This is a genomic window from Microcoleus sp. PH2017_35_SFW_U_B (genome assembly GCF_020737865.1).
Taxonomy (GTDB): Bacteria; Cyanobacteriota; Cyanobacteriia; order Cyanobacteriales; family Microcoleaceae; genus Microcoleus.
The window spans coordinates 118,273-140,910 of the sequence record NZ_JAEQDE010000025.1 but is presented as its reverse complement, the minus strand read 5'-3'; the positions used below and the strand labels follow the sequence as shown (position 1 = coordinate 140,910).

General features: G+C 46.4%; 16 protein-coding genes. 9 read left to right on the top strand and 7 right to left on the bottom strand.

Annotated elements, in window-relative coordinates:
• Positions 1 to 323: 323 nt before the first annotated feature.
• Positions 324 to 1,442, top strand: a complete 1,119-nt coding sequence (locus JGK36_RS05270; protein ID WP_293185827.1) for a GGDEF domain-containing protein — start codon at positions 324 to 326, stop codon at positions 1,440 to 1,442.
• Positions 1,443 to 1,475: 33 nt separating this feature from the next.
• The gene (locus tag JGK36_RS05265; RefSeq protein ID WP_293196959.1) at positions 1,476 to 2,429 is read left to right on the top strand and encodes a hypothetical protein; all 954 of its coding nucleotides are present in this window, start codon (positions 1,476 to 1,478) and stop codon (positions 2,427 to 2,429) included.
• 171 nt (positions 2,430 to 2,600) lie between these two features.
• Here JGK36_RS05265 and JGK36_RS05260 read toward each other — a convergent pair whose 3' ends face one another.
• Complete coding sequence (locus JGK36_RS05260) at positions 2,601 to 3,617, bottom strand: methyltransferase domain-containing protein (protein ID WP_293196960.1); 1,017 nt, start codon at positions 3,615 to 3,617, stop codon at positions 2,601 to 2,603.
• Positions 3,618 to 4,179: 562 nt separating this feature from the next.
• On the opposite strand from JGK36_RS05260, the gene trxB reads away from it, so the two are divergent.
• A complete protein-coding gene (gene trxB, locus JGK36_RS05255) occupies positions 4,180 to 5,547 on the top strand; it encodes a thioredoxin-disulfide reductase (RefSeq protein WP_293185824.1) in 1,368 nt (455 codons plus the stop codon).
• Between the two features lie 51 nt (positions 5,548 to 5,598).
• On the opposite strand, the gene JGK36_RS05250 is transcribed toward trxB, so the two are convergent.
• Complete coding sequence (locus JGK36_RS05250; protein ID WP_293185823.1) at positions 5,599 to 5,901, bottom strand: hypothetical protein; 303 nt, start codon at positions 5,899 to 5,901, stop codon at positions 5,599 to 5,601.
• A 199-nt stretch (positions 5,902 to 6,100) separates the two neighbouring features.
• Between JGK36_RS05250 and JGK36_RS05245 the strand changes: the two genes are divergently transcribed.
• The 4 genes from JGK36_RS05245 to JGK36_RS05230 all read left to right on the top strand — a co-directional run bounded on the left by JGK36_RS05245 (position 6,101) and on the right by JGK36_RS05230 (position 12,064).
• The gene (locus JGK36_RS05245) at positions 6,101 to 6,700 is read left to right on the top strand and encodes a bifunctional 2-polyprenyl-6-hydroxyphenol methylase/3-demethylubiquinol 3-O-methyltransferase UbiG (protein ID WP_293196961.1); all 600 of its coding nucleotides are present in this window, start codon (positions 6,101 to 6,103) and stop codon (positions 6,698 to 6,700) included.
• Positions 6,701 to 6,732: 32 nt separating this feature from the next.
• Positions 6,733 to 7,890: a glycosyltransferase family 2 protein gene (locus tag JGK36_RS05240; RefSeq protein ID WP_293196962.1), complete on the top strand. Its 1,158-nt coding sequence runs from the start codon at positions 6,733 to 6,735 to the stop codon at positions 7,888 to 7,890.
• A gap of 10 nt (positions 7,891 to 7,900) precedes the next feature.
• Positions 7,901 to 8,785: an ABC transporter permease gene (locus JGK36_RS05235; protein ID WP_293185819.1), complete on the top strand. Its 885-nt coding sequence runs from the start codon at positions 7,901 to 7,903 to the stop codon at positions 8,783 to 8,785.
• A gap of 258 nt (positions 8,786 to 9,043) precedes the next feature.
• Entirely contained in the window at positions 9,044 to 12,064 is a 3,021-nt protein-coding gene (locus tag JGK36_RS05230; RefSeq protein ID WP_293196963.1) for a tetratricopeptide repeat protein, read from the top strand.
• Here JGK36_RS05230 and JGK36_RS05225 read toward each other — a convergent pair.
• Positions 12,061 to 12,291, bottom strand: coding sequence for a hypothetical protein (locus tag JGK36_RS05225; RefSeq protein ID WP_293196964.1), 231 nt, complete (start codon positions 12,289 to 12,291; stop codon positions 12,061 to 12,063). The genes JGK36_RS05230 and JGK36_RS05225 overlap by 4 nt on opposite strands.
• An 800-nt stretch (positions 12,292 to 13,091) precedes the next feature.
• On the opposite strand from JGK36_RS05225, the gene JGK36_RS05220 reads away from it, so the two are divergent.
• Both JGK36_RS05220 and rpoD read left to right on the top strand, forming a co-directional pair.
• Entirely contained in the window at positions 13,092 to 13,253 is a 162-nt protein-coding gene (locus tag JGK36_RS05220; RefSeq protein WP_293178500.1) for a hypothetical protein, read from the top strand.
• Positions 13,254 to 13,939: 686 nt separating this feature from the next.
• A complete protein-coding gene (gene rpoD / locus JGK36_RS05215; RefSeq protein WP_293178503.1) occupies positions 13,940 to 15,109 on the top strand; it encodes an RNA polymerase sigma factor RpoD in 1,170 nt (389 codons plus the stop codon).
• 238 nt (positions 15,110 to 15,347) lie between these two features.
• Here rpoD and JGK36_RS05210 read toward each other — a convergent pair whose 3' ends face one another.
• The 4 genes from JGK36_RS05210 to iscB all read right to left on the bottom strand — a co-directional run bounded on the left by JGK36_RS05210 (position 15,348) and on the right by iscB (position 21,262).
• Positions 15,348 to 15,500, bottom strand: a complete 153-nt coding sequence (locus JGK36_RS05210; RefSeq protein WP_293178506.1) for a chlorophyll A-B binding protein — start codon at positions 15,498 to 15,500, stop codon at positions 15,348 to 15,350.
• A 126-nt stretch (positions 15,501 to 15,626) separates the two neighbouring features.
• Positions 15,627 to 17,069: an ATP-binding cassette domain-containing protein gene (locus JGK36_RS05205; RefSeq protein ID WP_293189376.1), complete on the bottom strand. Its 1,443-nt coding sequence runs from the start codon at positions 17,067 to 17,069 to the stop codon at positions 15,627 to 15,629.
• Positions 17,070 to 17,352: 283 nt separating this feature from the next.
• Positions 17,353 to 19,905 (bottom strand): DNA topoisomerase (ATP-hydrolyzing) subunit A, encoded by a 2,553-nt coding sequence (locus JGK36_RS05200; protein WP_293196965.1) that lies wholly within the window; start codon positions 19,903 to 19,905, stop codon positions 17,353 to 17,355.
• A gap of 64 nt (positions 19,906 to 19,969) precedes the next feature.
• A complete protein-coding gene (gene iscB / locus JGK36_RS05195; protein ID WP_293196966.1) occupies positions 19,970 to 21,262 on the bottom strand; it encodes an RNA-guided endonuclease IscB in 1,293 nt (430 codons plus the stop codon).
• Positions 21,263 to 22,638 lie beyond the last annotated feature (1,376 nt).

The following is a 22,638-nucleotide window of genomic DNA, read 5'->3' as shown; positions in this document are numbered from 1 at the left end:
ACGCACAACTTAGTTACGAGTTCGTCTCGGCTTAAAAACTGATTTTGTTGAGTTAGTCTGCGCCATACATGAGTTAAGGGCGGGCGCAGAAACCTTTTCTTGCGCGACAACAAGCCAACAAGAAAAAAATCAAGAATACTATAAGTCTATTATTAAGCGAGGATGAACCAATGCAATCCACACTGCCGAAGCTAACGAATCAGCCCCTCCTCAAACAAACACTGTAGTCAAGAATACAGCCAATGCTAATAAATAAATGTTAAGATAATTCAAGAGCTGACACTAGATTTGTTGCTGCTGTATTGTTCATTCGGATATGCGCTGTGTCTGTGGAATTTATCGCGCCATCTAACTTCCCTGAAAAACCACCTGAAAATTTAACTTTAGAGTCTACTCTTAAGGATCTGGCTGTCTTTAATTTTCAAATTGAAGCTTCATCCCTAGCCAAAGACGTAGCTCGGTTGTTTCAATCTCACCCCCTGCTTCCGGGAGTTATCTTGACGGTAAATGGAGATTTTTTAGGAATGATATCGCGCAGGCGATTTATGGAAAGGATGAGTCGCCCATACGGAGTAGATATATTTGCTTGCAGACCAATTCTGGCTTTGTATCAAATAGCTCAAACCGATACTTTGATTTTACCAGAAGTAGCCTTAATTGTCATGGCTGCTCAGCGAGCCGTGCAGCGGCCGCCGGAACTACTTTACGAGCCGATTGTTGTGCAGTTAGCACCTCAAGTTTACCGACTGTTAGACGTGCATCAAGTATTGGTAGCTTTAGCTCAAATTCACCAACAAGCTACTTGGTATATTAGCGAGCTTTATTACAATTTATCGGTAATACAATCTGAACTAGAAGCAGCTAATTCTCAATTAAAAACAGCTAATTCCGAATTGTATCGCCTTGCTAACTCCGATGGTTTAACTTTGGTAGCAAACCGCCGCTGTTTTAACGAATATTTAGATAAAACATGGCAGAGATTGGGACAAGAAGCAGCAGAAATATCTTTGATTTTATGTGATATTGACTTTTTTAAGAAATACAACGATAGTTACGGACATCAGGCGGGAGATGCTTGTTTGCAACAGGTAGCACAAACAATTGTTGAGGCTGTAAATTACTCAGCAGGCGAAGTTTCGGAAGAGACGCTGGTAGCTCGTTACGGAGGTGAGGAATTTGCGGTAATTTTGCCTCGAACTTCACCAGAGATGGCTGTCTCGATTGCAGAACACATTCGAGTTTGGGTGAAAAAACTGGCAATTGAAAATATTAACTCACCAGTCTCTGCTTGTGTTACGCTGAGTTTGGGAGTAGCGAGTACGGTTCCTCGACCGGAAACTTCAAAAAAAGATTTGATTGCAGCGGCAGACCGTTCGCTTTATCAAGCTAAAGACGCAGGGCGCGATCGGGTAATTTTAGAGGGGATCGAATTAAATAAGTAGAAGAGTTTGAGTTAGTTCAGGAACTTTTAGTTTATGGAATTGCAAGAATGGCAAAAATTGAGTGACGAACAAAGATATGACTACTCAGAGGAATTAGCAGCACATCTGCCTCAGTCAGTAATTTTTAGAGGTTTACGACTTTACTGTTATGGTGACCGCCAACTCTCTGTTGCCCTTTTTGAACATGAAGGAGCTTTATTTTCTCTGATTCCAGGAGGTCCAATCCAACTCGGATACGAAGCCCGCAACTTTTGCCCGACTGACGAGCAAATTGAATCATTTCAGAAGACGGCTGAGGAGTATCAGCTTGATACAGCAGACATCTACTCTTATGTCCAAAGCGTTACTACACCTGCTCGAAAGGTGACAATTTCTCCGATGATTGTAGAAATTAAGCCAACAATGATTGGTTTTGAACCCATCAGCTCGGAAGAACTTAAAATCCAGAATTTATTAAAAGATTATCCAGACTCTCCGGCTGCTAGGATTGTTAATTGCTCTGACTTGAAACCAGATAGTAGCTATGGATTTAAAAGATGTCAAGATAGCTCGATCGCGGCTTGGCAAATTATGCGGAAGACTTACGAAGACATTCAGGCTGGGTTAGCTGCTGGAGGACTGCGTTTGCTAACTTTCGACGAATGGGAGTATGCCTGCGGTGCGGGAAGCACCACTCTATTTCGCTGGGGAGACTTCTGTCCGGGCGATCGCTATCCAGACGATCGCTCTGACTGGAAACTCCACTTGCAGCCCAATCTTTTCGGGCTTCATATCGCGCAAGATCCCTACGATAGGGAGATAATTAACCAAAAACAGATTTTTCGAGGTGGAGATGGTGGATGTACGATTTGTGGTGGATATGGCTTTTTTGTTGGTTGGTTAACTTTAGCAACTGCTTATGGCGAGGCTGATGCACTTTGGTATTCCGCGGAAGACCTGAAAAACATTAGTGGCAATATCATGCGCCGCGTAATTCCATTGCCCTAAGACGAAATCTGCGTTCATCAGCGTTTATCCGCTGTCATCTGCGATAAAAAATCTCGAATCTGTACTGTGGCAATCTTGCCCGAGCTAGAACAAATCCGACGCAACCGAAAATAATATGAGTTGAGAAGTGATCGCCCTTGAACTAAAATTTTCCCAGCAACTCGCTTCTGTCTAAACAGACTCGTACCAAACCCGCTCGGCCGTCCAGTGCCTGTCCGAAGATTCATAAATCCTCAAGCCCTCCAAACCCGCAGTTTCAATCATCGTCTGAATTTCATCCAGGGTAAAAGCCGCTTGTAGAGAATCACTGAACAATTGTTTCTGATGCGAGTTGCAATCTGCCGCATAGAGCTCGACTAAATTATCCCTAATTTCCCGTGTTTCGGGCCGGAGTAAATCCCGCAAAAATATTGCTCCGTTCGGCTTCAAAACCCGCCGGACTTCGCGTAAAAACGGCAGCGGATCGGGCAAATGGTGGATAATGCTGTTGGAAATCACCATGTCAAAACTATTGTCGGGATAAGGCATGGCTTTAGCATCAATTAATTCGAGATTAATTTGCGATCGCACTCGGGCCTTTTCGACATTCTGCGCTCCAACTTTCAGCATATTTGCCGACAAGTCAATACAGGTCAATTTCCATTCCGGCCGCAGTTGAGTGAGGGCGATTGGAATTCGCGCCGTACCCGTACCCGCGTCCAAAACGTTTCCAAAAACCGGCCCCAAAGCAGCCGCACTCTTGGCAAACGCAGCATTAACCTCAGTAAAGTCCATCGAATCGTATTCGATCGCCTCTTCCCAAGAATCCATCACCTCCGGTTCCAAAACTCGCTCCATAAAATTTATCTCGTTATCTGGCATTTCCATATACAAGCCGAGTTTCGCCTGCAAAATCTCGACTAACTCCGGTTCCATATATCTGTAATTGTCGGAGATTTGCAGGCAAATAACTTTCTTGCCTTTGAGACTGTCGGGAAATTTGCTGCGAAGTCGAGCTCCGTGCTTCTTCTCCATCACAAATATGACATCAGCCCAGCCAAGCAAACCTTCAGTGACTCTAATTCTCGCACCTTTTTCGGTTCCAGCCGATCGCGCGCTGTACCCGCTAATTTTCTCGCAGATCTTCTCGGCCGTTAAACTCCGCCACTTATTCTGGCTGCACACAAACAATATCTTGATTTTATCCATCAACCAAAACAGCAAAAATCGATCGTACTTCTATTTTATCTGCGTTCATCTGCGTTCATCCGCCTGCATCTGCGGTTAAAAAATTCGATCGACTTTTTCCCCTTTCGCGCCTTACATATCATAAATACTGTATCTTGTCAAATCGAGCAAAATTTTATTTATAATTCTTAACCCAAAAAATGCGTATTTCGCATAAGAATTTGTAGATATTACATTTGCAAAATTTTAAATTTTACGATTTCAAAGGGTTTCAGCGTCAAAATCAAAAAATTGTTATAGCACCCCTTGAGTATCAGAATCGTATAATAGCTCAAACGGCGCAAATTCGTCAAGTAAATGAGAATGGAATCAATAGTGAAGGGTGGTAATTTTGGGGATTTTCGGAGATTGATTGAACATTTAAAACTAAAAATATTTTATTATTTATTCTACTTATCAAAATTGCTTCTGCTGTCCCGATCGCCCTCAACCGCTCAACAATAGAAATAAGCTCGATCTAACTTTCTCCATCTCTGTTATAATTGAGATTAAACGAAGTCGTTATGAGTTCAAGTAAGCAGCTATGACTGAACAAGCCGTAGAAAACCTAGTAATTATTGGCTCTGGCCCCGCAGGATACACAGCAGCCATCTACGCCGGGAGAGCAAACCTCAAACCCGTAGTTTTTGAAGGCTACCAAACCGGAGGAATTCCCGGCGGTCAACTGATGACCACCACAGAAGTCGAAAACTTCCCCGGCTTTCCCGAAGGCATCACCGGGCCGCAATTGATGGATCGGATGAAAGCTCAAGCAGTGCGCTGGGGTGCCGAGTTATACACAGAAGATGTAACTTACGTTGATTTAACCCAGCGGCCGTTTACAGTGCGATCGGACGATCGAGAAATCAAAACCCACACGATAGTAATTGCTACAGGCGCGACGGCGAAAAGATTGGGTTTGCCTAGCGAGCACGTATTTTGGAGTCACGGCATTTCTGCCTGTGCGATTTGCGACGGCGCCACCCCAATTTTTAAAGGAGTAGATTTAGCTGTCATCGGTGCGGGCGATACCGCAGCAGAAGAATCTATTTATCTGACAAAATACGGCTCTCACGTCCATATGTTGGTGCGGCGCGGTCAGATGCGCGCTAGCAAAGCCATGCAAGACCGAGTGCTGAGCAATCCTAAAATCACCGTGCACTGGAACACCGAAGCTGTGGATGTTTTGGGAGTGCCGGGGAGCAAGATGGATGGGTTGAGAATTAGAAATATTGAGACCGACGCCGAGAGCGATTTGCTGGTGAAGGGTTTGTTTTACGCGATCGGTCACACTCCCAACACTCAGCTTTTCCAAGGTCAGCTAGAACTCGACGAACTAAGCTATATCGCCACGAAACACGGTTCGGTAGAAACCAGCGTCGATGGAGTGTATGCTGTCGGCGACGTGCAAGACCACGAGTTTCGTCAAGCCATCACTGCTGCCGGTAGCGGCTGTATGGGGGCGATGCTAGCCGAAAGGTGGCTGTCATCGAACGGCTTGACTCAGGAATTCCATCAAACCAAGGAATCGCAGCAAGCAGCAGCGCCGCCCGCTCCAAAAGTACGCAAAACCAGCGAGAACTTTGATATCAACGACACTCGCCACGAAGGAGGTTTTGCTTTGCGGAAGTTGTTCCACGAGAGCGATCGACTGATTGTGGTCAAATACTCGGCTCCGAGTTGTGGCCCTTGCCACAGTCTCAAACCGATTTTGAGCAAAGTAATAGATGAGTTCGAGGGCAAAATTCACTACGTGGAAATTGACATCGAAGAAGATCCCGAAATTGCTGAAAATGCTGGCGTGATTGGTACGCCGACGATTCAGTATTTTAAAGATAAAGCTTTGGTGACTGAGCTTAAGGGAGTTAAGCCGAAAAGCCAGTACCGCGAGTTAATTGCCAGCAATTTGTAAGCTCGTGTCGGCAGAGGATGACTGCGATCGGATTGGTTGCTAGTGAGAATTTCAGTCTCCCCCACAGAAGGACTTGCATTCCTCACTACGAACGGCGGACTTGCATTCCTCACTACCAGCCTGGTCGATGTTTGATAAAATTATGACTGGCGCCGATCGAGCAGATTGTTGAGCAAAATCTACCCAGCAACCGAGTCGATCGAACTGCGTCGGTCTGTCCGGAACAAGTACGACCGCTAAACTTTGCCGATCGCGTCCGGAACCTCCAGGATTGGAAGATTTGAAACCATAACTGTCCCGTTGCAAGTGCAGCACAAAGGCACGCCGAACTAACCAATCCCAAGGCGATCGCATACCGGAACTCGAAAGCCTACATAATTAGACTTGAATTGCCAAAATCGAAAAATACCCTGAAACGATCTGCGTTTATCTGTCTTTATCTGTCTGACATCTGCGGTTTCGGGAACGATCGAAGACTTATGCAATTCAAGTCTATTCAAAAAAAACAATATAAAGCCCTCCTAGAAAGACGGGGCTTCTACCCATTTTTCTGATGACACAAACTAACTTGAATCTCCAGCCCGACTACTGGAATAAGATTTGGCAAGAAGAAGGCCGCGGAACTTGGCGTCGATATCCCGGATGTTTCGGCAGAGTTTGTTGGGCCGTCGGACACGGGCTGGAAGTTTTAGAACTCGGATGCGGTGCAGGTGTCCTGGCTTCTCAGTTGTTAGAGTTTGGCAATTCAGTAACTGGGTTAGATATTTCCGAAGCTGCGATCGCCCAACTTCCCAAACACATCCCAGGCGTAGTCTCAACTTTACCCGAAATTCCTTTTCCCGATCACAGCTTTGATGTTGTAGTAGCAACAGAAGTTTTGGAACATATCGACGACGATCGAGCGTGCGTGATAGAAATAGTTAGGGTGTTGCGATCGGGCGGCAGAGCTTTTTTTGCCGTACCCAACAATTGCCTCGGCCCTGATGAAGAACCAGAGCACGTTCGCAAGTACACTCCAGAAACCCTAATGGATTTACTCTTACCTTACGGCGACGTTTTTACCGAAACATTTATTGATGAGTTTAGTGTTGGCAGAGATTTTATTGCTCTACCAAGCATTTTAGCCGCACTCTACCTTCCCAGCGACAACTAACTTGTTTGAGTTGCAAGATATCAGGATAAAAAATGAGCATTAGGGCAGCACTCGGACAAAAACCATTTTTATCTTTTTGTGCGATCGTCAAAAATGAAAGCGAGAATTTAGCGCGCTGTTTGGCTAGCGTTCAACCCTACGTTGATGAAATAATTGTAGTCGATACGGGTTCTCAGGACGGTACGCCGGAAATTGCCACTCAGTACGGAGCAAAAGTGGGATATTTTGAGTGGTGCGACGATTTTGCGACGGCGCGGAATTATGCTTTATCTTTAGTGACGGGTGAGTGGATTTTAGTGCTGGATGCAGATGAGGAGTTAGTTGTCACATCAGTAGATTTTAGAGAAACCCTCAAATTCCACCCAGAAGCGCTCGCTTATTCAATAATTAGAACAGAAGTAAGGCATCAAGCGGGAATGACTCCGCTACACATGATCCGCTTGTTTCGCAATCTCCCAGAAATTAGATATGTCGGTCGTTTTCACGAGCAAATTCAGTATCAAAACCGCAGTTTTAGCGACAGTGAAGTCCGAAGTTTAGATAGTGTCAGAGTATTGCATCACGCTAACAGCCACCAACAAGTCGCCGCCAAAGTTGTCAACCGCAATATTCCCATCTTAGAGCTGGCCCGACAAGAAGAAGGGCTTAGTCTCATGCTATTGTACTCCCTAGCTGGGATGTACGGCTCAGCGGGCGAGGACGAAAAAGCGCGAGACTGCTGGGAGGAAGCATTAGAAAGATTGTTTCCGCATTTGATAGACGGCAACCCTCCAGAAGAATTTGGTTTCATTCCCTCCTTAGTTTTTACTTTAGCAGGGCGATCGCTCCAAAATCGAGACTATGAAACAACCATGTTACTGTGTCAGCGAGGTCTGGAATGGTGTCCCAACTATCCTCCCCTAAATTATATAGCTGGCATGACATTAATTAATCTAGGATTTCCGTTAGGTGCCGTTGCTTACTTTGAGAATTGCCTGAAACTGGGTAAAGATAACAGCTACTATACAAGAGAGCCTTTCGAGCCAAGTTTCACCACCACCGACCCGGCTTGCTGTTTGGGTCTAGCTTATATTAACCTGAAGCGCTGGTCGGATGCAGTATCGGCATTTGAACTAGCGCTGACTTTCGATGAAAACTGCACAGCAGCCCAGGAAAATTTAGCAAAAATCCGACAAAGCTTCAATCAGTAAACGGCGAAACATGACACTAAACAAAGTTCAATTACCGCGATTTCTCAACATTGCCTCACCGTCAAGCCTGTCAATGAAAATGATGTGGGCGGGTTTGGCAATAACTGCCTTATTTATCATAGTAGCAACCTTATCTCCCGTCATGCAAGGTTGGGGATGGCTGCAAAATCCTACCGATGCTTTGATTAACCCGATTCACGAACCGCCGTCGGCGAATTATTGGTTCGGTACCAGCCGCAGCGGCTACGATGTTTTTTCGCGCACGCTGTTTGCTTCGCGGGCGGCTTGGCAAGTGGTGATTTTAGCCACAGCGTTGAGTTTGTTTATCGGCGTGCCGCTGGGTTTGGTTAGCGGTTATTTGGGTGGCAAGCTCGATCGCGTGCTGTTATTTTTAATGGATACAATTTATACGTTGCCAGGATTGCTGCTTTCGTTAACTTTAGCATTTGTCGTGGGAAAAGGAGTATTGAATGCTGCGATCGCCCTGAGCATTTCCTACATCCCTCAATACTACCGCGTCGTCAGGAATCACACCGCCAGCGTCAAAACCGAATTATTTGTCGAAGCCGCCCGCGCCATGGGTGCAGACACTTGGACAGTGTTGTCGCGCTACCTGTTTCTCAACGTAATTCAGAGCGTACCGGTGCTGTTCGCGCTCAACGCCGCCGATGCAATTCTAACATTAGGAGGCTTAGGATTTCTCGGTTTGGGACTTCCCGAAGAAACTCCGGAATGGGGACACGATTTGCGTTTAGCTTTAGATGCGCTACCTACGGGCATTTGGTGGACGGCTTTGTTTCCCGGTTTGGCAATGACTTTAATGGTTGTTGGGCTGTCTTTGGTGGGAGAAGGATTGAACGAATTTGTCAATCCCCGGCTGCGGAACCAGCAGTAATAGGAAAGATTGGTTCGTAGTGAGGACTTCAGTCCTTTCTTCTCTTATAATTATAGTCCTACAAAAAGGTTCGTAGTGAGGACTTCAGTCCTTTCTTCTCTTATAATTATAGTCCTAAAAAAGGTTCGTAGTGAGGACTTTAGTCCTTGCCTTTCTCAATACTCTAGTCTAAAAAGGTTTGATCGTTCGGACTTGGGTCCTTTCTTTTCCGAGGACTAAAGTCCTGACTACGAACTGTTTGACAAGCAAACGCAAAAGATGAAATACCAAACATTTCTCGAACACATATCCGAGTTGTACAATAACTGGGGGACACCGCAAGCCGAACCAAAATCCAGTCAATTTCAGCAAATAATCAACTCTCTGCAAACCACAACGACAGCCAATGCAATGCAGTTGCTAAATTTTGCTGTCGAATGTATGTCTCCCGAAGAAATTTACTGCGAAATCGGCTGCTTTCAAGGCGGCAGCTTAATCGGTACGCTGCTAAATCATTCACAAATAACCGCTTGTGCCGTTGATGACTTTTCGGAATTTGATACTTTTGGCGACAGCAGCGATAATTTAGGAGAAAACCTAGCCAACTTTAATATATCGGAACAAGTTGTTTTTTGCAATCAAAATTTTGAGGAATTTTTCTGGGATTTGCGGGAAATGCAATCTGCCGATCGCATTGGTGTATTGTTTTATGATGCCGCTCACGATTATCGATCGCACTTACTAGCTTTACTTTTATCCAAACCTTTTTTAGCAGACTCGGCACTGATTGTTGTCAGCAATAGCAATTGGGAGACTCCGCGTCAAGCCAACTGGGATTTTATCGCCGCCCACCCTCAATGCCAACTGCTATTTGATTTTTCTGCACCTGAATTTAGCGATGCTTGGAATGGCTTGCAGGTTTTTAGTTGGGATGTCGTCAATACATCCGGCAATTACGAGTGGTCAACTTTTCAGCAATTGGGCAGTCAGGCTGCGATTCAATCAATTTACGATTTGCAGCAATCCGATCGAAAAAAAATCACCGCAGAGCTGTACAGTCAAGCTTTAAACCTGCACCAAGCCGGAAAATTTATAGCAGCAGAGGAGAAGTACAAGCAGGTTTTGCAGTACGATCCAAATCAAGTAGATGCTTGGCAAAACCTCGGTACACTTTATTATGCCACAGAGCGGTATCGAGAAGCGCAAGATCTGCTGAGCGAATGTTTGGCGGTGGATTCCTCCGTAGCTGGCGCTCATTACAGCTTGGGCTTGGTGTTGGAAAAAACCGGGGATGTTATCGGTGCCGTAAGAGCTTATCGAGAGGCGATCGCCCTCGAACCCAACTGCATTGATGCTTATAATAATTTAGGCAATATTTTAGGACAAATCGGCGATGTCGATCGAGCTGAGTCAATTTACCGTCAAGCGATCGCACTTAATCCCGCTCATTTTGGCAGCTATCTGAATCTGGGAAACTTGCTACTGTCGAAAACAGAAGTCGATCGCGCGATCGAGCTTTACGAAACTGCCCTGCAATTGCAGCCCGATGCTGCTGAAGTTGTCGCCAATCTCGACTTTGCCCGCCGTCTCAAAAATGACCCAATTCAAGCATACCTTTATTTTGGCAACGATTGCTATGGGCGCGGTGAATATCAACAAGCCGTTATCGAGTACAGGAAATTTTTAGAAGTTCAAACAGGCGACCTTCAATTATACTTAAATTTGGCTGAGTGTTACCAACATTTAGAGGAATATGCAGCCGCCATTCAAGTTTGCCGGGAGGCGATCGAGCTTTATCCAGCAGACGCCAGTCTTTACCGCAATTTAGTCTTGGCTTTGGTAGCATCCGGGAGAACTTCAGAAGCGATCGCAATTGCGACCGATGCGTCGAGTTTATTTCCCGAAGACAGCTTTTTTAATCCGGGACAGTATTTAATTCTGCCGGTGATTTATCAAAGTGTAGAGGAAATAGCTGTTTATCGCGATCGGTTCGAGACGGGAATCAAACTGTTAATCCAACAAACCAACCTCGATACAGATGCAGGCCAACAAAAAGCCTTAACAATTATCAGTCAGCACACCAACTTCTTTCTAGCTTACCAAGGCGGCAACGACTTAGATATCCAGAAACAGTACGGGCAATTTGTTCGCAAAGTCATGGCTGCTAACTACCCGCAGTGGGTAAAGGATTTACCGCTACCTCCCCCCAGCAAAACCGGAAAAATTCGCATCGGCTACATATCTGGTTGCTTGTGGGGACATACAGTCGGCAAATTAACCCTCGGCTGGCTGCAACACAGCAGCAGCGAATTTGAAGTATATTGCTATCAAATTACCGAGACGCAAGACAACTTTACTCAACAGTTCCGATTTTACAGCGATACTTTCCACTACATCCCTGGCAACTTAGAATTAATCTGCCAACAAATTATTGCTGACCAATTACACGTACTGGTTTTCCTCGATATTGGGCTGCAACCGCAAATGACTCAACTTGCAGCCTTGCGCCTTGCTCCCATTCAGTGTACCTCTTGGGCGCATCCGATGACTTCAGGATTGCCCACCGTCGATTACTTCCTCTCCAGCGACTTGATGGAACCGGAAAATGCTGTTTTACATTATTCCGAAAAATTAATTCGCTTGCCGAATATTGGCATTTCTTACCCGCAGCCCACGATTCCTAGCACAACGGCCACTCGTGCAAATTTTTGCCTGCGGGAGGGGGCTGTTGTTTATCTCTGCTGTCAAACTCTCTGCAAATACCTGCCGCAGCACGACTATATGTTCGCGGAAATTGCCCGACAGGTTCCTCAAGCTCAGTTTGCCTTTATATCACGTCCGAATGTTGATATTGGTAAACTGTTTCAGCAGCGCCTCCAGCGGACTTTTGCTAAGTACGGTTTGGATAGCGCTGATTTTTGCGCGATTTTACCTAAAATGGATGAGAAAGCTTATTGGAATCTTCAACTTTTGTCTGATGTTTTTCTCGACAGTTTCGGTTGGTCTGGAGGTCACACGACTTTGGAAGCGATCGCGTGCAATTTACCAATTGTCACTTGTCCGGGAGAATTTATGCGGGGCCGCCATTCCTCTGGGATTTTGCAAATGCTGGGAGTCACCGAAACAGTTGCTCAAACCGCAGCAGAATACGTAAAAATAGCTGTGAGGCTGGGCTTAGAATCGGAATGGAGGCAGAGTATTGCCGATCGAATTTTGCAAAGACAAGGGCGTCTGTACGGCGATAAAACTTGCGTCGCAGCCCTTGAAGCTTTTTATTATCGTGCAGTTGAGTCAGTTTAATTATTCGATCGCGGTTGTCGGAGGTTTGGAGTCGCCAAGCGGTGATTGAGTGCCCAACAGGAGTGGCGATCGCGATCGGTTGCACAGTTGTTTTTAATAGGATAATGATGGCGGCAAATTTTTTGTCCTTGCCACCAACCTTTATACTTAAGCTTGAGTCTGGTTTTGCCGCTCCCTGTTTTCCAACAGAAGACAACTGTTTTGTCAGATCCTAGTCCCGATCCCATGAATCATTCCCCATGCCCAATCCCCAATCTTGCATCTAAAATAGCATGAGTTGGTTTTAAATACAGCAGGTCATCCCGTAATATTACTTAGTATTGCGGAGAAAAGGTTCATCGCGTCTTTATATTGCAGCGGATATTTTTTAATTAAGTATAAAGTTGCACGTCTTTTCAACAATCAGGTCAGACAATTTTCGATTTGAGATTTTCGATGGAATCAGCTATACCATGATGGTTGGGATCGCGGGTCTACCATCGCATTTTTTGAGGGAACAGGTGTCGGTTGAACGGCTAGCTCCTCTCAAGAGAGCTTGGAGTTTCTCAAATCCATCAAGTGTCGCCATGGAGGCGATCGCCCGTGAGGAAGATCTGCCTCGGCGAGATCGAGGTAAACTTAGTAATATTGGACTTAAGTTGTTTCTGAGATTAAAATGAATGTAGATATTAGCTAGAGAGACAAGCAATCCCCGAACAGTTCGCAGCGTAACAATTACCGCAGGAGCGAACTCTTAGCAAACTTTCTCATTCTGGCTGTTATCTCTGAGACCGCAAAGCTCACAGACAAGCTTAAATGAGAATGTGACGTTACGAACTTAATGTGATGTAATGTCAAAAGCAGCCCCAATTTTTCAAAATTGAGCTAACTTAACAAAGAAAGCCCCTGTTGCACTACTAAACCCGCAACGCTTCATTGGGGGCGATCGTCGGTCTCTCATGAGAGAGTTGCCGACTTACAACTAAAGCTCACAAGCTTTATTCAATCGCAGATTGCGTATGATTCAATTCAGGGAAACAGGGTAAAGATGGGTGCATCTACACGGATTGTATTGGTCTCAATTCCGGCAAGTCAAAAATTGTCTGCTAACTCTCTGGCAGACTGCGCCGCAGCCTTTAACCCAGATATCCACACAAAACAGCGCCGTTCGATCGCGCCCAAGTTTTTCCGGGCCGTTCTCAGGATTTAGCTGAGCCAGACATGAGTCAGTATTGTCAAGCTAAGCTGACAAAGTTTTCTAGGTTCTTGACAAAAAACGGAAAACAACTTCCATTTTTTGTGAGAACGGCTACAATCGTAAGGGTCTTTCCAAGATCCGATTCTCACAGTTTGGTGCTTCGACTCTCTGCTGTTACATTTGAGGCAGCAGACCCGCATCCAAGGTGGCGAAAATTTGCCGTGCAACTGTGATGTCTGACGACCAGAGTGAAAGCAGCAAGCAAATCAAAAGTTGGACACCCATAACAGAAAAGTTAGAGGGTTCCGTGCCAGAAAACTTGTACGGGTAAAACATCGAAGTGCCGAGTAAAAAAGCCAGTATTTTTTGAGGTGCGATCGCATCTCCGGGTTTGCTTTTCTGGGTCAGGTATCGCAGACGATGCGTTAACTAGCCCAAACAAGAAAAAGCCGCACGCTCAATCCGAGGTTGCGACGTTAAAGTCGGCGATCGAGTGAATGCGCTGGCTACTTCTTTCCCAGAGCTCGAACTTTGACTCATAAAATTGGTGCGGTTTCGGTTACTGCTTCACTTAGCAGACCGAAAATTCCACGATTTCTTCCTGCGGGAATGTCAATACTGGCTAACTTGTCTAAACTACAAACAGACACTATTCCACTGTTATTTATTCTTTAATTCAGGAGCATGAGGAAGGCGGCATGATCCAGGCTAACACCGTACTCGAAACCAAAATTACACCCAAAATGGAAACTATCGAGTTGCTGAGGAACGCCGAAAGCGTTCTACCTGAGAGCGAGTTGGAACTCTTTATCGACGAAGAAGACGATCGAGAAGATTTTCTAGACAACCCGTCTGAGGAGGACGACACTAAAGCTGGCAAAGGCGCGAAAGCCCGCCGTCGGGCTCAGGCAAAGAAAAAGCATTATACAGAAGACTCTATTCGTCTCTACCTGCAAGAAATCGGTCGGATTCGACTGTTGCGAGCAGACGAAGAGATTGAACTCGCCCGCAAGATTGCAGATTTGCTGGAATTGGAGCGAGTTCGAGAACAATTGCTCGAAGAGTTAGACCGCGAACCTAAAGACAACGAATGGGCTACTGCTGTAGACATGGCACTACCTGCATTCCGTCACCGACTCCACGTTGGTAGGCGCGCCAAGGAGAAGATGGTGCAATCAAACCTGCGTTTGGTGGTGTCGATCGCCAAAAAGTACATGAATCGCGGTTTGTCTTTCCAAGATTTGATTCAAGAAGGCTCTTTGGGTCTAATCCGGGCTGCTGAAAAATTCGACCACGAAAAAGGCTACAAGTTTTCCACCTACGCAACTTGGTGGATACGTCAAGCCATCACCAGAGCAATCGCCGATCAATCCCGGACTATCCGCCTCCCGGTTCACCTTTACGAAACCATCTCGCGGATCAAAAAAACTACCAAGCTGCTTTCTCAGGAAATGGGCCGCAAGCCTACGGAAGAAGAAATCGCCACCAAGATGGAGATGACCATCGAGAAGTTGCGCTTTATTGCTAAATCCGCACAGTTGCCAATTTCTTTAGAAACTCCGATCGGCAAAGAGGAAGACTCGCGTCTGGGAGACTTTATTGAATCTGACGGGGAAACGCCAGAAGATCAAGTCTCAAAGAACTTGCTCAGGGAAGATTTGGAAAGCGTTTTGGACACTCTCAGCCCCCGAGAACGGGATGTACTGAGGCTGCGTTACGGCTTAGATGACGGACGGATGAAGACCTTGGAGGAAATTGGTCAAATCTTTAACGTCACTCGCGAGAGGATTCGCCAAATCGAGGCTAAAGCCCTGCGGAAATTGCGCCATCCCAACCGTAACAGCATCTTAAAAGAATATATCCGCTAGAGCATTTGTCTCGCATCACCCAAAAGAGTGATTTGCTCTTTTGGGGTGGAACCCCCTACCCCAAAAAGAGCGATCGCTGTTAAACATTGTACTGCTCAATGCACGACGGCAATTAGCTATTTGCTGCGGGTAAATTCTCCTGCAAAAATTGCGCTGCTAAAAACGCACGGGCAAAATTTTGGGAGTCCCCAAAAGAACTCCCAAGCTTTGCAGTGTCTGAAAAGTTTTAACTAGAAAATTAGATCAGGCCCCAGAAGTGCAGCACGCCTTGACCGGAAACCAATTCAATGATGACAGCGGCAGAGAAACCAATCATTGCTAAACGACCGTTCCAATTTTCAGCACCTGCGCTGAAGCCCCAGTTCCAAGCGTTGCGTTTTTGTTCTTGCATAGTGCGAACTCCCTTCATTAACTTTTGTAAGGCTCATGTTAATTAATATAACAGTTACTTGAAAAAAATGCAAGTTTGTGATGCGTGATATCGATCGCAAAGGTCGATCGACCTTTCTCCTGTTTCCTACCGAGGAAAAATCGCCAATTCGGTATCAGGATCGAACAAGTGAATTTTGTCATGGGCGATCGCCAGCCAAAGCTCCTCGCCAACACGGATCGATCGCTCGGGAGGCACCCGCACCTGCATCCGCACAGCCGGATCGTCAGTCAAACACACCCGCAAATAAGTTTCGTGTCCCAAAGCCTCCACAATTTCCACTTGTACAGACAGATTTTTGGTAGCAGGAGGGTTGATGCTGAGATGTTCCGGGCGAATGCCCAAAATCAGTCCTCGCCCGTCATATTTTTGTAGATTTTTCGCCCAAATATCGGGTAAAGTAAAGCGAAACTGCGGGTGAGAAATCAACAGCGGCGCGGTAAACTGCACGGGCAAAAAATTCATCGGCGGAGAACCGATAAACTCAGCCACAAATAGATTAGCTGGCTTGTTGTAAAGCTCTAGAGGCTTAGCGACTTGCTGAAGCTGGCCAGCATTCATAATCGCAATGCGATCGCCCATAGTCATCGCCTCAGTTTGGTCGTGAGTCACATAAATAGTGGTAGTGCCCAACTGCCGCTGCAACTGCACAATTTGCGATCGAGTTTCCGCCCTCAACTTCGCATCAAGATTTGATAGAGGTTCGTCCATCAAAAACACTTGAGGATTTCGAGCCATCGCCCTACCCAAAGCCACCCGCTGCTTTTGTCCTCCCGAAAGTTGTTTCGGCAAGCGATTTAAAAGCGGTTCTATTTGCAATAATTGAGCAACCGCCCTAACTCTTTCTCCTACCGCCTTTTCCCGTTCCGACAAATAGCGCAAACCCGGAGGAAGCTTGCGAGTTGCTCCCACTAAAAAGTCCTCCCCTAAAGTATATATTCGCTCTTTGCTTACAGTATTAGAAGCTAAATAATCGATCGCCTCTTCTATCTTATTCCTGATTAGTTCTACCTTCTCCCTTCTTCCTTTTTCTGTCACTGTCACTGTCTCTGCTTCCTCATTCCTTCTTCCCTCTTCCCTCTTCCCTCTTCCCTCTTCCCTCTTCCCTCTTCCTTCTTCCTTCTTCCCTCTTCCTTCTTCCTTCTGTGAGCGGCGCAATCCAAAGGCGAGATTATCGTAGACTGTTAAGTGAGGATAGAGAGCATAATTTTGAAACACCATAGCGATATCTCGGTCTTTTGGAGGTAAATCATTAACGAGCCGATCGCCAATCCAGATATTGCCGGCTGTCAAAACTTCCAAACCTGCGATCGATCGCAGCAAAGTGCTTTTTCCGCAGCCCGAAGGCCCCACCAACACCATGAATTCCCCGTCGAGGACGGTCAGGTTAATCCGCCGCAAAACAGTGTTAGACGAAGAGCTAGGAGTCTCTGTTGAGACACTTTCTGCGACGTTGTTTGCTACTTTTTCCTGTTCTCCTTGGCGGAGGGGAAAACTTTTGTAGATATTTTCTAATACAACTTGCGCCATCAAACGATTTTAGATTTTAGATTTGGAGGAAGGAAGAAGGAAGAAGGAAGAGGGAAGAGGGAAGAATAATGGGAGAATTTCATTTTTGTAAAAATAATTTTTTCTTTTAGTGTGATCGTCCCCGGTCGCTTGCCGATCTAACCCTCGCGAGCGGGGACAGCACTATAAAAACAAAACTGAGATGCTCCCCAAATAATTACCCATTACCAATGACTACTGACTATTGACTACTGACTACTGACTATTGACTACTGACTACTGACTACTGACTACTGACTATTGACTATTGACTACTGATAACCTTGATAATTCTTTCACCAGGATTGAGGTCAAAAACCCGATCGCCCGGAGCATCCTTCCCCCAAAAAGCTATAGCATCAGTAGTCGATCGCAGCAGGCGGCCAGCAGTCGTAAAAAGTTTAACATCCGTACCCGGAACAGCCCGCAGCAATCCAACCAAAGCATCTTTAGGCTCTGCAAAGCGAAAAGCTTGAGTGCCAATTTCGCCGCGGTTAGTCAGCCTGACAGAACCCGCAGGCATTCGTTTAGCCCAACCCAACTCCGAAATTAGCACCAGACTGTCCTCCCGGTCGATCGTAATACAACCCACCAACTGTTCCTGCTTCCGCAACCTGGTGACTTGAGAACCCTGGGCGGTGCGGCCCATGGGCGGCAGTTGTTCGTCATCAACATCAAATCGGAGGACTCGACCTCCCGAAGTTGCGACGACCACTTGGTCGCCAACTTTGCTGAGACTAGCATTACGCAGTCGATCGTCCTCCTTGAGTTTAACAACAGTCACGCCGCGATTAGTCAGCTCAGCAAATTCCTGCATCGGCAAGCGCTTAATTTTGCCTTGTTGAGTCAGAGTTACTAAATCCGCAGCCTCCGAATTTTCCGGCAAAATAAAGTGTGCAACTGTGATTTCCGAGAAAGCACGACCTGCACTTTCTTTAGTAGCACTGGGCGACAACAAACTAACAATCGGCGTTCCCCGGTCTTTTTGGCTGCTACTAGGAATATCAGCCACTTTCAGCGGATAAGCTTTGCCGTTAGGAATTAAGACGACCAAAGTGCGATCGGTTTTTGTCAGGTTTGCCGTCACAATAAAATCTTCATTTTTTTCTAAAGCTGAAACCGATTTTTCGCGACTTTTCGAGCGCGGGCGTTCCGCAGCGGGCAATCGTCTCACGTACTGCTTGTGCGAAAATTCAACAATAGTTTCCTCCGGTTCAATATCGGGCAATAAATTAGGTGAAATTGTTGCCGGCAACAAAGGCTTCACACCAGCATTTTTCTTGCCAGCCGGTTGTGTTTGAGCAGTTCTGGCGCGTCCGGTTCCATTGGCAAATTTAGTGCGACGTTCGTCAGCGTACTTGCGTTTTAGCGATCGCAATTCCTTCTTTAAAGCCTTCAAAAGTTCGCGCCTGTCGCTCAACAACCGCTGCAATTCTTGAATATTCCCCATCAACTCATCCAACTCAGACTGCAAATTTTGCCTTTCCATACCAGTCAGCCGACGCATCGGCATCGCCAAAATCGCATCAGCTTGACTTTCGCTCAGATTAAGGCGAACTTGGAAAGTTTGCTTAGCAGTAGTCCCGTCAGGAGCATTTCTGAGAATGTCGATCGCAGTATCAAGATTTGTCAAAGCCAACATTAAGCCTTGGACAATGTGACAGCGACGTTCTGCCGCCTGCAACTCGTAATTGTAGCGGCGGGTGAGAGTCACTTCTCGGAAATCGAGAAATTCTTGCAACAATTGTCTCAAGGTCAACTGTCGGGGTTGACCGTTGACAATTGCCAGCAAAATCGCGCCAAAATTTGTTTGCAGGTCAGTTTGTTGGTAAAGACGAGTCAGCACCGCCTCTGGAGTAAATTCTCGTTTAAGTTCAATTACAACTCGAATGCCTTCGCGATCGCTCTCGTCACGCAAATCAGAAATACCGTCGAGGCGGCCGGCATTCACCAACTCCGCCACCTTTTCAATCCAAGCTGCCTTATTTACCTGAAACGGAAACTCCGTCACGACGATCGCCGTTTTAGTTCGTACCTTGCGATTCCCAGGCACTTCTTCCACCCCAGCTATACCCCTGACCGCAATGCTACCTCGACCCTTAGTGTAGGCATCAAAAATGCCCTCTGTAGAGACGATTTCCCCTCCGGTCGGGAAATCTGGGCCCGGAATTAGTTCGATCAACTTCTCATCCGAGATCTCCGGATTTTCAATCAAAGCAATTAAACCGTCTACCACCTCGCCCAAATTGTGCGGCGGGATATTAGTAGCCATCCCGACAGCAATGCCAGTACAACCGTTGAGCAACAGAAACGGCAACTGAGCAGGGAGCGCCGTCGGTTCCTGCTGCGAACTGTCAAAGTTATTAGTAAAATCAACAGTTGCGTCACCGACTTGGGTTAGCATGGCTTCGTGGGCGATCGATGCCAGCCTAGTTTCCGTGTAGCGCATCGCAGCAGCAGGGTCATTGTCCACCGAACCGAAATTGCCGTGACCCGCCAGCAAAGGATAGCGGCTCGAAAACTCCTGAGCCATTCGCACCAGAGCGTCGTAAACCGATTGGTCGCCGTGGGGGTGATATTTTCCCAAAACATCTCCAACTACCCGGGCGCACTTGCGGTAAGGTCGGTCTGGTGTCAAACCGAGTTCGTGCATCGCGTACAAAATTCGACGGTGCACAGGTTTTAAACCGTCGCGGACATCAGGCAAAGCTCGCCCGACGATCACACTCATGGCATATTCGAGGTACGATTGCTGCATCTCGGCGTGCAGAGGCGTAGAAATTACTTGCCCGGAAAGTAGGTTGAGTTGTTTAGCCATGAGTCCTTATGTCTAATTACTAGATAGCAGAATATCGGAGTATTCTGGGGTGAAACGGAGTGAACTAAAATCGATATGAGTAGCCGTCCTGTCGGTGAATAAACTTCACGTTTTTTATGGTAGAAACTCCAATACGAAACTGATTAATTAAAACCTCAAAACCCTTTGCAGTAGGTGTTTTCACTCGCGCCGTATAGGTTCCGGCTCGTGAATTCTTGCGGTCAGTATCCAGCGTGAACTTAACTGTATCGCCTGTTTTGACGTGCTTGTATCGTACTCGTGTATTTTTCACTGCTGGGAACCCGTGTTTGTTGACTCGTATTTCCTGCCTTGTGCCGTGCCCAAAACACGTGACAATCAGAGGCTGAGTTGTTCTCAATTGAATCGAGCGACCAGATTTCCCGACACAGGCGGCATCAATGCTGTGTGACTTCTCTAAGCCCTGTTGAGTGCGGTTGAATTTAGTTCTGCCGCCCGTCCAACACTTCACCGTGTCGCATAGCTCTTTTGCCATCCTGACAATGGCAAAACGGGTTGAATTCACTGCTGCTGCATCTTTAAGGGGTTGCTTGGCTTGTGCAAGAATACGTTGTAGCAGGTCGGGTTTGCCCGAAAGGAAATCTTGGATATCGCGATTCCCCTTCTTCTGGTTGCACGGAACACAGGAAAGAGCAAGGTTGCTGACTCGGTTTGACCGACCTTTTGATTTAGCCTGAATGTGTTCTACTTCCAGGGGGGTATCGGTTGCACCGCAGTACGAGCATTTTTGTTCCCACTTTTCTAGTAGATATTGCTTCACCTCATAGCCAGCCAGTTCACCCGCTTGATATTGCACTCCACTAATCTCAGGATTCTGCATCAGTTGTGTGTCAAACCGGACTTGCTCAATCTCAATCTCAGTGATGGGACTGTAGCGCATGAATCGCTTAATCCAAGTTTCTACCGTTTGAATTCTATGTCGCAAGCTGGGGGCTAACCATCCTGTAGGCTGCTTTCGATTAAAACGCTTTGCTCGATATCTAAGATTGCGCGAACGCCGCGAGCCTCGCACGCTAGCCCGTTGTTTGAGGTCAGCGCTGATTTGCAATCCTCGATGCTTTAGTTCCATGCCGAAGACAATATCTTCACCGCATTGAATGGCGAAACCCGTCCATTTAGAACCTGGATCTATTTTGAGCCGATAGGGTTTGAGTGTGGGATTGAGAATCTGTTGCTTGAGGACGATCGCAAACGGATATGATCTGTACACCGCTGCTTTTTGTTTGGTCAACAGCTCTCTAGCACGGGCAGGATGCACCATGTTGAGGAACGTCCTGTCGTGATTCAACAGGAAAACGTAATTAGCTTGAATTTGCATTTCTGCATCTGGGGACTTGGTAATGTTTGCATCGATTGGCTTACAGGCTTGTTACCAGGGTGCGGTGTTCCACGTTCAGAAGCTACGCGATGTTCCTCCCCTGACGCTTGAATCTTGCCCGAATTGATTGAGTCATGACCCTCCAGCGGCTATCACACTCTTGGTGTGTGTGAAATCTGGTGTAGCAGGGTACTCCGAATTACTCCGTTTCCCTCGAATTACTCCGCTTCTTTGCTACTCTATGTTGCCGACCTTTGTGCCTACCTGTCTATTTACCCGCCGCCGCGAGAAGGTTGATTCACAGTCATACTTTTCCTTATAATCGCTCACAAAGGCCGATCGTTCAGAATTCAGCCGGGTCAAATCTATCCGGGCGAACTCTCAAGCCTCTGACACCAGCTCGATAGCGGTCAAAACTGAGAATGGCGAATCCCCAACCATCCCCGCTATATTGGGTACTCCGATCCGAATGGGAAGGCCCGAGTAGGTCAATCAACATTGCTTGACTCTAAGAGCAAGAAAGAAAATAATTGTCAAGGCTCCGGGACTCCCATAGCAGTTACAAAAAGTAATGGAACTGCCCTCAACCTCAGTCCACCTTCATACCCCTATCCGAGCGATCGTCCCCAGTCTAAAATCTAAAATCTAAAATGGTACAAGTTGGAGTCCTGACCACAAGAGAGGATAAGCAGTAGCAATCCCGAAATTGTCTGCGATATTCGGGGGAGAGAGGGAGATTCTCGGTCGTCGGGGAGAAAATGTAACCGTGAAGGGGAATAGAGAATTCAAATATACAATTTAAATCGACAACAGGTTACTAAAAACTTGCTACCGGGGGATCGTGAGACGAGCGTCAGTGTCAGGTCTAGTTCTAAAAAACAACTAAACACTCTATCTAAGGTAGACAATTATTTGAAATATTCTAGTAGACTGTGGTAGATTGTAGTAATATCAATAGGTTCACCCTATTTTACGTTAAAGCATTTCCGCATCTAAGCGCGGATGTATTGTAGCAGACTGACTGAAGAATATACATCTAAAACCTGTTCAAAGTATGGACAGAACCACAAAAAGTTAGAAGGTAACCAACAGTTTGTCCTTCTTGCGGTCATGGCATCGGGCGTGATATGAATGGCACTTTTAGCCTTTTTTTAAAGGCTGTGACAGATCCGCGACACAAAGGCGTAAGATTGCATCTTACCAATTGTGCCATACACAGTAAAGGTTGATTTTCAGCTTCTACCGGGTTAAATGTATCTGTTTGTTTGTATGTAGTAGTCTAAATGATGGTAATGGATGCTTCTGGGCATCTGTACACCCTCTCACGGTAGTCGCTCAAGGAATATATGCGGGTTTTGCAGGGTTCCCGGCTGATG